11 protein-coding genes and 5 pseudogenes are annotated in these 15452 nt (G+C 62.8%); 6 read left to right on the top strand and 10 right to left on the bottom strand.

Annotated features, from left to right (window positions below; translation table 11 throughout):
- Positions 1-3: 3 nt before the first annotated feature.
- The 5 genes and pseudogenes from CUR85_RS13410 to CUR85_RS13390 all read right to left on the bottom strand — a co-directional run bounded on the left by CUR85_RS13410 (position 4) and on the right by CUR85_RS13390 (position 4110).
- Positions 4-359, bottom strand: a pseudogene (locus CUR85_RS13410) (Lin0512 family protein).
- The gene (locus tag CUR85_RS13405) at positions 352-702 is read right to left on the bottom strand and encodes a Lin0512 family protein (protein WP_067268173.1); all 351 of its coding nucleotides are present in this window, start codon (positions 700-702) and stop codon (positions 352-354) included. The pseudogene CUR85_RS13410 and the gene CUR85_RS13405 overlap by 8 nt, the downstream one beginning before the upstream one ends.
- The gene (locus CUR85_RS13400) at positions 699-1787 is read right to left on the bottom strand and encodes an ABC transporter ATP-binding protein (RefSeq protein WP_067268171.1); all 1089 of its coding nucleotides are present in this window, start codon (positions 1785-1787) and stop codon (positions 699-701) included. The genes CUR85_RS13405 and CUR85_RS13400 overlap by 4 nt, the downstream gene beginning before the upstream one ends.
- Positions 1788-1829: 42 nt before the next feature.
- Positions 1830-3188 carry an SLC5/6 family protein gene (locus CUR85_RS13395; RefSeq protein ID WP_067268169.1) on the bottom strand — a complete coding sequence of 453 codons (1359 nt, stop codon included), beginning with the start codon at positions 3186-3188 and terminating at the stop codon, positions 1830-1832.
- 143 nt (positions 3189-3331) lie between these two features.
- Positions 3332-4110: pseudogene (locus CUR85_RS13390) on the bottom strand (SDR family oxidoreductase).
- A gap of 136 nt (positions 4111-4246) precedes the next feature.
- Between CUR85_RS13390 and CUR85_RS13385 the strand changes: the two are divergent.
- Positions 4247-5259: pseudogene (locus CUR85_RS13385) on the top strand (Hint domain-containing protein).
- On the opposite strand, the gene CUR85_RS13380 reads toward CUR85_RS13385, so the two are convergent.
- Entirely contained in the window at positions 5256-5639 is a 384-nt protein-coding gene (locus CUR85_RS13380; protein WP_067268163.1) for a nuclear transport factor 2 family protein, read from the bottom strand. The pseudogene CUR85_RS13385 and the gene CUR85_RS13380 sit on opposite strands and share 4 nt — an antisense overlap.
- 103 nt (positions 5640-5742) lie before the next feature.
- Between CUR85_RS13380 and CUR85_RS13375 the strand changes: the two genes are divergently transcribed.
- The 5 genes from CUR85_RS13375 to CUR85_RS13360 all read left to right on the top strand — a co-directional run bounded on the left by CUR85_RS13375 (position 5743) and on the right by CUR85_RS13360 (position 10794).
- Positions 5743-7362 carry a peptide chain release factor 3 gene (locus CUR85_RS13375; protein ID WP_067268179.1) on the top strand — a complete coding sequence of 540 codons (1620 nt, stop codon included), beginning with the start codon at positions 5743-5745 and terminating at the stop codon, positions 7360-7362.
- 77 nt (positions 7363-7439) lie between these two features.
- Positions 7440-7955, top strand: coding sequence for a glycosyltransferase family 2 protein (locus tag CUR85_RS20300; RefSeq protein WP_343245454.1), 516 nt, complete (start codon positions 7440-7442; stop codon positions 7953-7955).
- A 5-nt stretch (positions 7956-7960) separates the two neighbouring features.
- Positions 7961-8374, top strand: a complete 414-nt coding sequence (locus CUR85_RS20295) for a hypothetical protein (RefSeq protein WP_343245453.1) — start codon at positions 7961-7963, stop codon at positions 8372-8374.
- Positions 8375-8522: 148 nt separating this feature from the next.
- On the top strand, positions 8523-10031 hold the full coding sequence (locus tag CUR85_RS13365; protein ID WP_067268160.1) for a DEAD/DEAH box helicase: 1509 nt from the start codon (positions 8523-8525) through the stop codon (positions 10029-10031).
- A gap of 100 nt (positions 10032-10131) precedes the next feature.
- Positions 10132-10794, top strand: coding sequence for a hypothetical protein (locus CUR85_RS13360; RefSeq protein WP_067268158.1), 663 nt, complete (start codon positions 10132-10134; stop codon positions 10792-10794).
- Here the strand turns inward: CUR85_RS13360 and CUR85_RS13355 are convergent.
- From CUR85_RS13355 to nuoN, 4 genes and pseudogenes are all read right to left on the bottom strand, one after another.
- Positions 10778-12445, bottom strand: a complete 1668-nt coding sequence (locus CUR85_RS13355; RefSeq protein ID WP_067268157.1) for a ribonuclease J — start codon at positions 12443-12445, stop codon at positions 10778-10780. The genes CUR85_RS13360 and CUR85_RS13355 overlap by 17 nt on opposite strands.
- 1 nt (position 12446) lies before the next feature.
- Positions 12447-13222: pseudogene (locus CUR85_RS13350) on the bottom strand (type III pantothenate kinase).
- A 21-nt stretch (positions 13223-13243) separates the two neighbouring features.
- A pseudogene (locus tag CUR85_RS13345) lies at positions 13244-13974 on the bottom strand (biotin--[acetyl-CoA-carboxylase] ligase).
- Positions 13975-14006: 32 nt separating this feature from the next.
- A complete protein-coding gene (nuoN, locus tag CUR85_RS13340) occupies positions 14007-15452 on the bottom strand; it encodes an NADH-quinone oxidoreductase subunit NuoN (RefSeq protein ID WP_067268151.1) in 1446 nt (481 codons plus the stop codon).

The raw sequence follows: 15452 nt of genomic DNA, 5'->3' as shown, positions 1-15452 counted from the left end.
GCCTCAGCCCTTCAATTGCCAGCCGGTTTGCGGGGGCAAAAACGCCTCGACACTGGCCTGCGCGATCACGATGGTATCCTGTCCCGTGGCTACATTCAGCCCGCCCTTTACCGCGTGCACCTCGGCGCGACCGCGGGCAGCTTGGCCACCAGCGCGTCGACATCCACCTTATCAGGCTCTTGCACCGCCACGGTGACCTGCACGCGCATCTGATCCGGCGTCACCTCCAGCGCGCCGAACAGCGGTAGGGAGGAGTGGCGCAGGGCATCCTCGATCGCGCGGGCGGCGGCTTTGGTATAGTCCATCCCGTGCAGATCGTTGCCCATGCCCATTTCGATGATGATCCGCTGCTCAGCCATTGGCACGCTCCATCTCGAAGCCGACGGAAAGCGCCACATTGGCCATGACCGTTGGGTTCCCTTCCCCTTCGGGACGCGGCACATCGAGGCCCCCGTGATGCAGCTTCACCGTCACCTCGCCATAGGGAAAGACCGCGCGCAGCGCTTCGGCATCCACCAGATCGGGGCGCTGCACGCCCACGTCGAGGGTGATGCGCATGGCCGACTTATTAAAACCGAAAAGCTCGGCCAGATTGATCGAATTGTGCCACAACGCATCCTGCACCGCGCGTTTCGCGGCCTGCGTATAGTCACCGCGGCGCAGGGAGGAGCCCATGCCGAATTCCACCAACAGCGGCTTCATGAGGTCACCGGAAAGACAAAGCAACGGTCGCGGCGCACGGTCAGCCACATGACGGCACCGGGTTGCGGCAGAAAGACATTGGGCACCGTGGCCTTGAGCCGCGATCCGTCCTCCTCCAGTACGAATTCCACGAGGCTTTCGTTGCCCATGAAGCGCGCGCGTTCCACCACCGCCCGGGCCGGTGTGCCATCGGTCGCCGTGGGGCGCGGGCCTTTGCCCGCCCGGTCAAAGTCAATGCGCAGGTGTTGCGGGCGAAAGACGATATTCACCGGCGTGCCATCGGCCACACCGGGGGCGAGGAATTGGCCAAAGACCGTATCGGCCAGCGCCCCGGTCACCGTGGCCTCAAGCACATTGGCATCGCTGAAAAAGGCGACGGAGGCGCGGTCGACGGGCCGCGTATAGACGTTGTAGGGCGCGCCTTGCTGCACGATCTTGCCGTCGCGCATCAGCGCGATCTCATCAGCCATGCGCATCGCCTCGTCCGGCTCATGGGTGACCAGCAAAACGGCGGTGTCCTCTTCCTTGAGGATGCTCAGCGTCTCGTCACGGATGCCATCGCGCAGGCGGTTGTCGAGGCCGGAAAAGGGCTCATCCATCAGCATGATGCGCGGCTGCGGGGCCAGCGCGCGGGCCAGCGCCACGCGCTGCTGCTCCCCGCCCGAAAGCTGGTGCGGGTAGCCGTCGATATAGCGCAGCAGGTCCACCCGTTCGAGCAGTTCTTCGATCCGCGCGCGTTTCTCCTCACGCGTGCCTTTCTTGAGGCCAAAGCCCACGTTGTCGGCCACGCTCAGATGTGGGAACAGGGCGAAATCTTGGAACATCAGCCCGATCTCGCGCCGCTCGGGCGGGACGCGGAACATGGTGTCGCAGATCAGTTTGCCGTCGACATGGATCGTGCCGCTGTCTTGCATCTCCACACCTGCGATCATGCGCAACGTGGTGGATTTGCCGCAGCCCGAGGGGCCAAGCAGGCAGGTCACCTGCCCCGGCAAAATCTGCAGGGATACATCATCGACCACCTGCCGCCCGCCATAGGCGCGGCGCAGGTTGCGGATTTCCAGACGGGGGGTGGGGTCACTCATGGAGGCTGCGGTATCCGATCAAATCGCTCGGAAACCCAGCTATCAGCCCCGCCGCGCCCCCGCAAGCACCGCCGCGAACCCGGCCAGCAGCACGAAGATGCAGATCACCAACAATTGCTCGTATTTATGCCCCTCAGGGAGAAGTGCCGCGACCCATCCCCAACCCCGCGCGAAATAGGCCGCAGCCCCCAGCATCGCGGCGGCAAAGGCGGCAAGGTAGCTCCAGACCGGGATCGCGCGCCCCGCCACCAGCCCCACCAGCAGCACGGGGGTGAGGAACATCGAGGCGGTACCGCTCACCGCCACGGCATCAAAGAGCGTGGCGTTGCCCCAAAGCGTCAGCAGCGCACCAAGCGCCATGAACCCCGCCATCACCAGCCGCCCGCCCCTGAGGCTGCGCGGTGCGATGCGCCATTCCTCAACCATCAGCCGCGCGGCGGAGGCGAGCGCCGAGTCGAGCGTCGAGAGGGCCGAGACCAACAGCGACAGCATCAGTGCCACGAAGATCCAGCCCGGGAACATTTGCCCCCATGTGCCGATCAATTCACCCTCATAGGCCGCGCCGGTCAGGCTGGCTTGGATGCCGAAAAAGCCAAAGCCGATGATACAAAGCGTCGAAATCCAGAAGGCATGGAGGAAGGACGCCCAGGTGGTCGCCTCATCCGCCAGAAAGCCGCGGTCCATCATCACCGGGTCATGCGCCGGGTAGGAAAAGACCTGCAACAGCGCCACGACCAAGAGCACCCAGCCGTTGTAGGGGCCAGAGACTCCCCGCGCGCTCAGCACCGCGCCAAGCTCGAACCCCGGGCTGAGCAGCAGCGCCCCAAGCGCGAGACCGAAGACGACGAGAAAGACCAGCATCTGCACCACATCCGTACGCAGCGCGGCGGACAGCCCGCCCCACGCCGAATAGCCAAAGCCAAGGGCGGCGACGATCAGCACAGCAAGCGTGCCCGACCCGGGCCAGACGGCTTCGAAAATCAGCGCGACGACCAAGAGATTGGCAAAAACCTCAGACAGCAGCCGCAGCCCGATCACGAGGTTATAGGCCGCCGTCCCCGCGCTCCCGAAATGCCCCGCCAGCCAGTCCTGCACGGACCGCGCGCCGCCGCGCCGCAGGTGGCCGACGATGAAGCCACCCGTCAGGAAAGACCCGTAATAGGCCGCATAGGCCAGCGTGCCCGCGATGCCGTAGAAATAGCCCAAGATCGCCGCGTTCATCAGGCTGCGGGCGAAAATCCATGTGGTGACTTGGCTTAGCACCAGCACCCAAAGCCCCGGCGCGCGGCCTGCCGCATTGGCTCCGCCAAAGAAGCCTTCGACCGTCGCGCGGCGCGGTGCCACCAACAGGCTGGCAAGGATCACGGCAGCGAAAAGAAGGACAAGAACAGTGGTTTGCATGGGCGGCGGACCTTTTGCGAGAAGCTGATCCACAAGGGTTAGCCGCCGCCTGCAATCCGAGCCAGCACTGAAACCGCTGCTGTCAGGAATGTGATCCGCCGCGACGGGTCATGGCCGGGACACACGCCCCGGCCATGGAGGATTTACATGGTCAGATTGGTGCCGCCGCCATCCAGCAGCAGGTTCTGCCCCACGATGAAGCCCGCGTGCTGCGAACAAAGGAAGGCACAGGTCGCGCCGAACTCCTCACGCGTGCCATAGCGCCCCGCGGGGATGCCCGCCTGCCGCTCGGCGCGGGCCTCGTCCAGCGTGATGCCCTTTTGCTTGACCACATTGGCGTCGAGCGAATCTGCCCGGTCGGTCGCATGGATGCCCGGCAGAAGGTTGTTAATCGTGACCCCCTTGCCCGCCACCTGCCGCGCGGTGCCCGCGACATAGCCGGTAAGCCCGGTGCGGGCGGAGTTGCTCAGCCCCAAAACGGGGATCGGCGCGCGCACCGACTGGCTGGTGATGTTGACGACCCGGCCCCAGCGGCGCTCCATCATTCCGGGCACCAGCGCTTTGATCAGCGCGATGGGGCCAGCATATTGGCGTCGAGCGCCTTGATGAAATCCTCGCGGTCCCAATCCTGCCACATGCCGGGAGGGGGGCCGCCCGCGTTATTGACCAGAATGTCACAGCCCTCTGCCGCCTTGATGACCAGCGCCTGCCCCTCTTCCGTGGCCACATCCGCCGCGACGGTGGTGACCTCGACGCCGTGTTCCTGACGGATGCGCTCGGCCGAAGCCTCAAGCGCCTCTGCGCCGCGGGCGTTCATCACAAGGTTCACCCCTGCCGCCGCCAGCGCCTCGGCGCAGCCAAGGCCGAGCCCCTTGGACGAGGCACAGACCAGCGCCTTCTTCCCTTTGATTCCCAAATCCATTTTGATTCCTCCTATGCATTTGCATATGCCTACCACGCCGCGCCGCCAATGCCAGCAAATCACCCGAGCCTTGACCCATCCGGGCCACAATTCTAGCCTATCTCACTGGCGAAAGCCCCAGAACCAAAGGCCCGTCATGTCCCGCAGCCGCACCGCCCCCGCACAGAACCTCGCCGTCTACCGCGCCGGGCAATTCCGCGCGAGCGATGGGGCCAATATGGGCGATGCGCTGTCCTTTGCCGCCGAATTGGTGCTGGATGATGTCTATGAGTTGGACCGCGCGGCAGAGCCGCAGCGCCTGTCCCTGTTAACCCTGCCCGGCGATCAATTCCGCCTTGCCGAGGATACCGGCGTGGGCCGCCCCGGGGCGATCTGCATCTCGACAGCCTGCTGACGCTGATGTCACCCGACGGGCAGACCCAAGAGGCGCTGCTGCTGGTGGAGGTCGATCAACACGGTCACGCGGCAGAGGTTTACCTTTTGCCGCTTGGCCCGCTGACACCGCAGACGGGCTACCGGATCGTGGGCATCGACACCCAGACCGCGCGGCAAAAGTTCGGCCAGCTCGCCTGCGTTTCTTTCACGCGCGGCACCCATATCTCGCTCAGCACCGGAGAGCTACGGCCCATCGAAGACCTGCGCGTGGGGGACCGTATCCTGACCCGCGATGACGGGGTGCAAACCCTGCGCTGGATCGGGCAAAGTGCCCTGCGCGCGGTGGGCGAGTTTGCCCCGATCCGCATCCGCGCAGGCACGCTCAACAACGAGCACGACCTGATCGTCAGCCCCGATCACCGGCTTTTCATCTATCAACGCAGTGACGAGATGGGCGCGGGTCGGTCCGAACTGCTGGTCAAAGCGCGGCATCTGGTCAATGGCCACAGTGTGACGGTGCAGGACGGCGGATTCGTCGACTACTTCCAACTGCTCTTTGACGGGCATCAGATCATCTATGCCGAGGGGATCGCCGCCGAATCCATGTTGGTCGACAGCCGCACCCGATCGGTCCTGCCGCCGGAAATGTCCGAAGCCTTGGGCGAGGTGATCCCCGGCCATTCCGATCTGCCCCATGCCGGGCTTGATCTGGCAGAGGCTTTGCTAGACCGCCCCGACGCGGCGGCGCTGCTGCGCAAAGCCTCAACCCGTTAAGGCGCCTCGACGGCGTAGTGGAACTCCTCCCGGACGATCTTGCCGTCTTTGACGTGGTAAACGCCGATCTCTTCCATCTGGAACCGCTCACCGCTTTGCTTGTCGGTGGCATCGACCTTGAATATCGCGCTGAACTGGCTGTCGCCAAAGTAGAACGGGCCGATCACTTCGGTACTATGTTCCTCCATCGCGTTTTCCCACCAGTCGTGCTTGCCGTGGATCGCCTTGACCCCATGGGTCTCTCGCCCCTGTCCGCCCATATCGGCCGCCTCGACCGAGACGGCATTGTCGGCATAGAGCCGATCAAGGTTCGCACGCACCGCAGCATTTCCCGCGCGGCAGCCCGCGACCAATTCGCGGGCAATCTCTTTCAGTTCCATCGCATCCCCTCCATGTACCCCTTATGTTCTCATCCTACGCCACCCAGCGATTCGCAGCAATGGCCAGATTGCGCCCGGTCGCGGCGCGGCCTATATGGGTCGGATGTTGGACACGCCGCAAAACCGCCCCGCCCTGCCGCCCGAGATCGCGCGCCGTCGCACCTTTGCGATCATCAGCCACCCTGACGCGGGCAAAACCACGCTGACTGAAAAGTTCCTGCTGTTCGGCGGGGCCATTCAGATGGCCGGACAGGTACGCGCCAAGGGCGAGGCGCGGCGCACCCGCTCGGACTTCATGGCGATGGAAAAGGACCGGGGCATTTCCGTCTCGGCCTCGGCCATGTCCTTTGACTTCCATAGCGGTGACACCAACTACCGGTTCAACCTCGTCGACACGCCCGGCCACTCGGACTTTTCCGAAGACACCTACCGCACGTTGACGGCAGTGGACGCCGCCGTGATGGTGATCGACGGCGCGAAAGGCGTGGAAAGCCAGACGCAAAAGCTTTTTGAGGTCTGCCGGATGCGCGACCTGCCGATCCTCACCTTCTGTAACAAGATGGACCGGGAAAGCCGCGATACCTTTGAAATCATTGACGAGATTCAGGAAAACCTCGCCATTGACGTGACGCCCGCAAGCTGGCCCATCGGCGTGGGCCGCGATTTCGTGGGCTGTTATGACATGCTGCGCGACCGGCTGGAACTGATGGACCGCGCCGACCGGAACCGCGTCGCCGACAGCATCAAGATCGAAGGGCTGGACGACCCAAAGCTGGCCGAACACGTCCCCGCCGCCCTGCTTGAGAAACTGCGCGAAGACCTTGAAATGGCGCGCGAATTGCTGCCGCCGCTGGACCTCAAGGCGATGCACGAAGGCACGCTGACACCGATCTGGTTCGGCTCGGCCATCAACTCCTTCGGGGTGCGTGAATTGATGGAAGGCATCGCCAAATACGGGCCAGAGCCGCAGATCCAAGCTGCCACCCCGCGCCAGATCCTGCCCGAAGAGAAAAAGGTCGCGGGCTTTGTCTTCAAGGTGCAGGCCAATATGGACCCCAAGCACCGCGACCGTGTGGCCTTTGTCCGCCTCGCCTCGGGGCATTTCGAGCGTGGCATGAAAATGACCCATGTGCGCACGAAAAAGCCGATGACGGTGTCCAACCCGGTCATGTTCCTCGCCTCCGACCGCGAGCTGGCCGAAGAGGCTTGGGCCGGTGACATTATCGGCATCCCCAACCACGGGCAGCTGCGCATCGGTGACACGCTGACCCAAGGCGAAGCGCTCCGCGTGAGCGGCATCCCCTCCTTCGCGCCCGAATTGCTGCAATCGGTCCGCGCGGGCGATCCGCTGAAGGCAAAACACCTTGAAAAAGCGCTGATGCAATTCGCCGAAGAAGGTGCTGCAAAAGTGTTCAAACCCTCGATCGGTTCGGGGTTTGTCGTGGGCGTCGTCGGCCAGTTGCAATTCGAAGTGCTCGCCAGCCGGATCGAGTTGGAATATGGCCTGCCGGTTCGGTTTGAGCCGTCTCAGTTCACCTCGGCCCGTTGGGTGAACGGTACGAAGCAAGCCGTTGATAAGTTTATCGATAGTAACAAACAGCACATCGCGCATGACCATGATGGCGACATCGTTTACCTGACCCGCCTGCAATGGGACATCGACCGCGTAGAGCGCGATTACCCGGATGTGAAGCTGACCGCGACCAAGGAAATGATGGTGTAAAACGGCCCGCCCCCGGGGGCAGAAAACCTTGATTTCGGGGCCGATCATGGCATTCTAACCCCAACTGGGGAGACGCGATGACGACGACGACGAAATGGGGGCTGGTTGCCACGATCCTGGCCCCCGCAGAGGAGATACGACGCTTTGCCGGCTACCATTTGGAGGCGGGCGCGCATCGCCTCTACTTATACCTCGATGCCGAAAACCCAGAGGCTTTCGAAAGCCTGAAGGCCCATCCGAAAATCCGTGTCACCACCTGCGATGACGCCTATTGGCAAAGGCTTTGCGGCAAACGTCCGCAAAAGCATCAAGTCCGTCAAAGCCAGAACGCGACCCGCGCCTATAACCGGGCAGATGATGTGGATTGGCTGATCCATATGGATGTGGACGAGTTCCTCGTCTCTGACCGGCCCGTGGACGAGGTGCTTGCCACCCTGCCCCCGGCACAAAAAATCACCCGCATCCGCCCGATGGAGGCTTTGGCCGGGATGGCACGGCCTTCAAAGCCTTCATTCCGAACGGCCCCGAGCGCGCCCAGATCGTCTCGGCGCTTTACCCGACCTATGGTGACTACGTCAAAGGCGGTTTTCTGAGCCATTTGGCCGGGAAAGTTTTCGTTCGCACCGGCATGGCGGAGGTGCGGCTCCAGATCCACAACGCTTTTCAGAACGATACGATGATCGACGGGCCAGAGCAGCAGCCCGGCATTGATCTCGCGCATCTTCACGCGAAAAGCTGGCCGGAGTGGCTCGCCGCCTATCGCTACCGGCTGGAAAAAGGCTCCTACCGCGCCGATCTGGCTCCGAACCGCCCCCGCGATCGCGGCGGATTGTCGATGCATGAACTCTTCTCCATGATCGAATCCGAAGGGGGTGAGCCGGGATTGCGCGCCTTTTTTGATGAGGTCTGCGCCGACACGCCTGAGCTGCGCGAAACGTTGAAGGACCACGGTCTGCTGCGTCTCGCCGATCTCGACCTTGATGCAAAGGTGTCGCGCCATTTCCCAAGTTAAGCGCTTGAGAGGGCAAGTGTTTGACGGCTGGGCCGCAACTTGCTATGCGCTTTCGCAACATGCCGCGGCAAATGCCGCCCTTGGGCCATTCGGGCCGGCTTGTATTGCTGCCGCGGGCCAAGTCAGTGTCCGCTCAACTCGGACGCACATGACAAAATTTACCGATCTGAACCTGAATGCCAAGGTCCTCAAAGCTATTGATGAGGCTGGCTACGAATCGCCCACACCTATTCAGGCGGGCGCCATTCCCCCCGCTCTTGAAGGTCGTGACGTCTTGGGCATCGCCCAGACCGGCACCGGCAAAACAGCCAGCTTCACGCTGCCGATGCTGTCACTTCTCGCCCGTGGCCGGGCGCGCGCGCGGATGCCGCGGAGCCTCGTGCTCTGCCCCACGCGGGAGTTGGCCGCACAGGTGGCCGAGAACTTCGACACCTATTCCAAGCATCTGAAACTGACCAAAGCGCTGCTCATTGGCGGCGTCTCCTTCAAAGAGCAGGACAAGCTGATCGACAAGGGCGTCGACGTACTGATCGCCACACCGGGCCGCCTTCTGGATCATTTCGAGCGCGGCAAGCTGATCCTGTCGGACGTCAAGGTCATGGTCGTGGACGAAGCCGACCGGATGCTCGACATGGGCTTTATCCCGGACATTGAGCGGATCTTCGGCCTCACGCCCTTCACCCGGCAAACGCTGTTCTTTTCGGCCACCATGGCGCCCGAGATCGAGCGGATCACCAACACCTTTCTCAGCAACCCTGAGCGGATCGAAGTGGCGCGTCAGGCGACCACGAGCGAGAATATCGAACAGGGCGTCGTCATGTTCAAAGGCTCGCGCAAGGACCGCGAGGCGAGCGAGAAGCGCAAGCTGCTGCGCCTGCTGATCGACGCCGAAGGCGAGAAATGCACCAACGCGATCATCTTCTGCAACCGCAAGATGGACGTGGATATCGTCGCTAAGTCGTTAAAGAAATACGGCTATGACGCAGCCCCGATCCACGGCGATCTGGACCAGAGCCAGCGGACCAAAACGCTCGAAGGGTTCCGGGGTGGCGAGTTGCGCTTCCTCGTGGCTTCCGACGTTGCAGCGCGTGGCCTTGATGTGCCAAGCGTGAGCCATGTCTTCAACTTCGACGTGCCGAGCCATGCCGAAGACTACGTTCACCGCATTGGCCGCACCGGCCGCGCGGGCCGCGATGGCAAGGCGATCATGATCTGCCAGCCGCGCGACGAGAAGAACTTCGAGGATGTCGAGCGTCTGGTGCAAAAGGAAATCCCGCGCATCGAAAACCCGCTTGGCAAAGCCAAACCCGCCGAGGAGACCTCCGACGCACCGGCCAAGTCCGATGACAAGCCCAAACGGACCCGCTCGCGCAGCCGCAAGGCCGACAAGCCCGTCGAGGCCCCCGCCGAGGGCAAGCAACCGCAGGCCGAGAAGGCTGAGACCAAGGTCGACGCCAAAACCGACGATAAAGCGCAGCCCGAAAAGGCAGAGGCCACGCAGGACGAGCGCAAGTCGGGCCGCGGCAACAAGGACGAGAAGAAGTCGCGCGGCGGACGTGGCCGGGGCGACAAACGGGGCGGCAATGACAACCGTGTCGTCGGTCTGGGCGATCACACGCCAGACTTCATCGGTCTAAGCTTCCGCGAACGCATCTGAACCCCGCCACCGCGGGCATGAATTCGCCGCCGATCCCCGCCGGGATTGGCGGCTTTTTCGTCTGTGCTATGTGAGAGGAAACCCCTCGGATAGGACCATCATGCTGCGCCCCGCCCTCTTCGCCCTCGCCCTTGCCCTGACCGCCCTTACCGCCGCCCCCGCCAGCGCCGAACGCTGCCGGGCCGAGGTCAATGGCGCCGAAGTTGTGGTGGAGGCCGAGAATTTCGCCAATTTCGCCGAAGAAGTCGGCACCCGCGAGCGTCTGATGAATTGGCCTGCGCGGAAGTGGAGCAAGCTTTGGGGCACGCCGCCCGCCTGCGACAGCGGGGTGCTGTTCGACTACCTCGCCACCACTGTGCCGCTGGATCAGATCGACGGCTACTGCCTGACCGCCACGCCCGAAGACGGGCACTTCTTGATCCCCGGCGCGCGGAACTATCGCGGCTATTGCAAGAAGACTTTCTGCGAGCGGGTGAACACCACCAAGGAAGAGACTGTCGAGATCAGCAAGAACATCGCGCGCTCCGCCGTTGACAGGCTCAGCCAGCCGGACAACCTCCGCGCCGTGGCGCATAAATCGGGGGCGTTCATTTTGACGGGAGGGGCCTCTGCCCTCAGCGCCAATTTGGCGACGACAGGCAGCACGCTAGCCACTGCCCTGTCGACCCCCGCCGCCCTTGCGGCCACGGGGGTAAGCGTGGTAGCGGTGGGCGGCGCGGTCTATATGTGCAGCGGTGAGGCGGAGGTCAGCTCAGACGGCTGACCACCACGGTGACTTCGGGCTTCTTGCCGATTTCGTCATAGGACGACTGCCGCGCGACCTTTTTCAAACCGTCATTCAGCTTGTCGTCATCCCGCAGGGTTGCGGCTTTCTGACGGTTCAGCCATTGGCTGAGGTCTTGTTCCAGCACATCGACGAGCGGCGCGTTGGAGCGGCCCGTTTCCGGCAGGCCCATCAGATCGACCCAAGGCTCACCCAAAGGCTCGTCATCGGTATCGAGGATCAGCGTCACCGTGGCATGGCCGTTCAGCGCCATGCGGATACGGTCGCGGATCACACCATCCAGCGCGCCGACCTGAACCGAACCGTCTAGATACATGCGGCCCGTGTCGACATGTTCGACCACCTTGGGCTGGTTGCCCGACAGATCCACCATCATGCCGTTCACAGCCAGAACGCCGGTGATGCCCTTGGCATCGGCGATCTTGACGTGTTCGCGCAGGTGGCGATGCTCCCCATGCATGGGGATCAGGACCTGAGGCTTCACGATGGCATGCAGCGTTTCAAGATCGGGGCGGTTGGCATGGCCCGAAACGTGGTAGAGGCCCGAGGAGTCATCAACGACATCCACGCCCTTTTCCGAGAACTGGTTGATGATGCCGATCACGCCACGCTCATTGCCCGGAATGGTTTTCGACGAAAAGAGGAAGAGATCGCCCTCTTTCAATTCGATCCCCTGATACTTGCCCCGGGCCAGTTGCGCCGAGGCCGCGCGGCGTTCCCCTTGGCTGCCTGTGACCAGCAACATCAGGTTCTCGCGCGGGATGGCGCGGGCATTCTCGGGCGAGATGACGGGCGGGAAGTCTTTCATCACACCGGTCTGGATCGAGGCTTCGACCATGCGGTTCATCGCCCGGCCCAAGAGCACGATAGACCGCCCTGCCCGCGCACCGGCTTCGGCCAGCGTTTTGACCCGCGCCACGTTGGAGGCGAAGGTGGTGGCGACGACCATCCCCTCGGCGCTGCTCACGAGCTTTTCGATCTCCGGGCCCACGGTGGCTTCGGAGCGACCGGGATGGGCAGAGAAGACATTCGTGCTGTCGCAGATCAACGCCTTCACGCCATCCTTGCAGACCTCGGCCCAAAGCGCGTCGTCAAAGGCTTCGCCGACACCCGGCGTGCGGTCGATCTTGAAGTCGCCGGAGTGGATCGTGCGCCCCTCGGGCGTGTCGATGACCATGGCGGAGGATTCGGGGATCGAATGCGAGATCGGCAGGAAGCCCACTTTGAACGGGCCTGCGGTGATCTGCTCGGGCCATGCGCTGACGGTGGTGACCGCATCCTCGGGATGGCCGTGTTCGGACATCTTCCGGCGGGCGATATTGGCGGTAAAGGCGCGCGCATAGATCGGCGCCTTCAGCACCTCATAGGAATGCGCAATGGCACCGATGTGATCTTCGTGGGCGTGGGTGATAAAGATCGCCTCGATCTGATCGCGGCGTTCTTTCAGCCAAGTGATGTCGGGCAGGATCAGGTCCACGCCCGGCGTGCTGTCCATATCCGGAAAGGCGACACCGATGTCGACGACGATCAGCCGCTCTTTCCCGGGCTTACCGTAGCCATAGACATAGGCGTTCATGCCAATTTCACCCGCCCCACCGAGGGGCAGATAGATAAATCGTTCGCTGCTCATATTATTCAGCTTTGTCCTTATTGTAATCGTGGATCACGGTCAGCCCGTGCATCGTGAGTTCATCTTGATAATCATCGAACAGGTCGACTGCCTGCTGAAACAGCGGTGCCAGACCCCCCGTGGCGATAACGCGCATGGGTCTTGCACGTTCCGCCCTTATCCGCTCACATATCTCACGAACCAGTCCGACATAACCCCAAAAGACACCGGACTGCATGCAGGCCACCGTATTGGTGCCAATCACCGACGGCGGTTTCGAGATATCGACATGCGGCAAAGCGGCGGCGGCGTTGTGCAGCGCCTCTAGGCTGAGGTTCACCCCCGGCGCGATCACCCCCCGATATATGCCCCGTCATCGGCCACCACGTCAAAGGTCGTGGCCGTGCCGAAATCCACCACGATCAGGTCGCCGCCATAGAGGTCATAGCCTGCCACGGTGTTCACCAACCGGTCCGGTCCGACCTGCGTCCCCTCGTCCACACGCACGTCGATGGGCAGTGCGCAGCCCGGCTTTCCAACAACGAAAGGTCGCGTGTTAAAGTAACGATCCCCCAGAACGCGCAGGTTGAACACCACCCGCGGCACCGTCGAGCTGATGATCATATCTGTGATGTCGGCGTCGATATTCTGGAGCCGCATCAATGTATTGAGCCAAACGTAGTACTGGTCGGCAGTGCGTTTCCATTCGGTCGACGTGCGCCATGTGGCGATGAACGCATCCCCGTCCCAGATAGAGAACACGGTGTTGGTATTGCCGCAGTCGATTGCCAGAAGCATGCTGCCTCCCCTCCCCCGATTCTAGAAAAACACGTCCGCCGCGGTGATGGGCACCGGGCCGTCGCGGGTGCGCAGGATCAGATTGCCTGCGCTGTCTACATCTTCGAAAACGCCGGTCATCTCGTCGCGCATGGTGCGCGCGGTAATGACCTCTCCGAGCCGCGCGGCATGGGCGAGCCATGCGCTGCGGATCGTGCTGAACCCATAGGTCGTGAACTGCTCTTCCAGACCGGCGTATTCCCGCGCAAGCACGTCAAGGAACTCTTCCGCGCGCACGTTCCCCCCGCCTCGCGCAGGGTCACCGCAGGCAACGCGCGGGGCTCAAGGCTGCCCGCCGCCGGTCCATGCGCAAGGTTCACGCCGATGCCGATGGCCAGATGTTCACCCACGCTCTCCAGCAAGATGCCGGCGACCTTGCCGCCGCGCAGCAGAACGTCATTCGGCCACTTGAGCGCAAAAGCGTCCTCCCGCCCCGTCACTGCGACGAATGCGCGATAGAGCGCGAGCGAGGCCACGAAAGAGCGCAGCGCGGCGACGCCCGGCGGCTCTTTGCGCGGCATCATCAGGGTGGCCGCGAAATTGCCGCGGGGTGTGGCCCAGCTCCGGCCCCGACGCCCGCGCGCCGCCGTCTGCTCCAGTGCCAAGATCCAAGTCGGCGCGGTCAGCTCTTGCTGTAACCGCGCCGCCTCTGAGAGGGTGGAATCGAGCGTGTCATAGACGCGCCGGCCATAGCCTTCCGGCCAAGGGGTCATGCGCGTCTCTGGCCGATCTCGTGCCGCACCGCTCAGTTCACCAGCGATGCCGCAGCCGATGCGGCCAAGCCTTCGACGCCGAACATATTGGCAATACCGACGATCATGATGACGGCAGAGGCCATCAGCACCACGGTCAGCACGCCGCCGTTTTGGTGGTCGAGCGTGTCCGAACGCTCTTCGCCGAAGTACATGTAAAAGACGATCCGCAGGTAGTAATAGGCACCGATCACACTGGCGATCACGCCCGCGATGGCCAGCCATGTCATATTGGCGTCATAGGCCGCGCGCAGCACATAGAACTTGCCGAAGAAGCCCAGCATCGGCGGCACGCCCGCCAGGCTGAACAGCAACACCAGCATCGCCAGCGCCCGGCCCGGGTTGGTCTTGGCATACATATTGAGCAGGGTAATATCGGTCACCGGCGCGCCGTCTTTCTGCATCAATAGGATAAAGGCGAAGGTGCCGAGGTTCATGGTCACATAGATCGCCATATAGACCAGCATCGCCTGCACGCCAAAGGCGGTGCCCGCGGCCAGACCCATCAACGCATAGCCAATATGCGCGATGGAGGAGAAGGCCATCAGACGTTTGATATTGGTCTGACCGATCGCGGCGACCGAGCCAAAGAACATCGACAGAACCGACAGCAGCGCGACGATCTGGGTCCAGTCACTGACGATCTGGCCAAAGGCGTCATGCATCACCCGGGCGAAGAGACCCATCGCCGCAACCTTGGGCGCCGTGGCAAAGAAAGCCGCGATCGGCGTGGGCGCGCCCTCATAGACGTCCGGTGTCCACATGTGGAAGGGCACGGCGGAGACTTTGAAGGCCAGACCGGAGATCAAGAAGACCAGACCAAAGAGCAAGCCAAGCGATGTGCCGCCCGTCTGCGCCGTGGTGATGATGCCCGCGAACAGCGTGGTCCCGGCGTAGCCATAGACCAGCGATGCACCATAGAGCAGCAGGCCCGAGCTGAGTGCGCCGAGCACGAAATACTTCAAACCCGCTTCAGTGGATTTAACCGAGTCGCGGCGCAGGGAGGCCACGACGTAAAGCGCCAGCGATTGCAGCTCGAGGCCCATGTAGAGCGCCATCAGGTCGCCTGCGGAGACCATCATCATCATGCCGACGACGGCCAAGGCCACAAGCATCGGATACTCGAACCGCAGCAAGCCGCGCAGTTTCATGTAGTTTTCCGACATGACCAAGACGGCAGCGGCCGAAAGCAGGATCGTCACCTTGGCGAAACGGGCGAAAGTGTCGTCGATGAACATGCCGTGGAAGGCGATATTGGTGGTGCCGTCGCCAGACATGGCCACCCAACCGGCCAGCAGCACCATCACCACCGCGGTCACCCAGACGAGCACCCCGGCGGCCTTGTCTTTCGACGTATAGACCGCGCCGAGAAGGCCGAGCAGGGCAAAGCCCGCAAGGACGATCTCAGGCAGAATGATGTTCAGATCAGCGGATATCAT

Origin of the sequence: Sulfitobacter faviae (assembly GCF_029870955.1) — a bacterium.
GTDB classification, from domain to species: Bacteria; Pseudomonadota; Alphaproteobacteria; order Rhodobacterales; family Rhodobacteraceae; genus Sulfitobacter; species Sulfitobacter faviae.
Note: the sequence above shows the minus strand (reverse complement) of the source record. Positions and strands in the feature narration are given on the sequence as shown.

Bases quoted from the DNA above. Each gene is read 5' to 3' on its own strand.
- nuoN (WP_067268151.1), bottom strand. From the start codon at position 15,452: ATGATATCCGCTGATCTGAACATCATTCTGCCTGAGATCGTCCTTGCG.
- CUR85_RS13405 (WP_067268173.1), bottom strand. From the start codon at position 702: ATGAAGCCGCTGTTGGTGGAATTCGGCATGGGCTCCTCCCTGCGCCGC.
- CUR85_RS13360 (WP_067268158.1), top strand. From the start codon at position 10,132: ATGCTGCGCCCCGCCCTCTTCGCCCTCGCCCTTGCCCTGACCGCCCTT.
- CUR85_RS20300 (WP_343245454.1), top strand. From the start codon at position 7,440: ATGACGACGACGACGAAATGGGGGCTGGTTGCCACGATCCTGGCCCCC.
- CUR85_RS13355 (WP_067268157.1), bottom strand. From the start codon at position 12,445: ATGAGCAGCGAACGATTTATCTATCTGCCCCTCGGTGGGGCGGGTGAA.
- CUR85_RS13375 (WP_067268179.1), top strand. From the start codon at position 5,743: ATGTTGGACACGCCGCAAAACCGCCCCGCCCTGCCGCCCGAGATCGCG.
- CUR85_RS13395 (WP_067268169.1), bottom strand. From the start codon at position 3,188: ATGCAAACCACTGTTCTTGTCCTTCTTTTCGCTGCCGTGATCCTTGCC.
- CUR85_RS13380 (WP_067268163.1), bottom strand. From the start codon at position 5,639: ATGGAACTGAAAGAGATTGCCCGCGAATTGGTCGCGGGCTGCCGCGCG.
- CUR85_RS13400 (WP_067268171.1), bottom strand. From the start codon at position 1,787: ATGAGTGACCCCACCCCCCGTCTGGAAATCCGCAACCTGCGCCGCGCC.
- CUR85_RS13365 (WP_067268160.1), top strand. From the start codon at position 8,523: ATGACAAAATTTACCGATCTGAACCTGAATGCCAAGGTCCTCAAAGCT.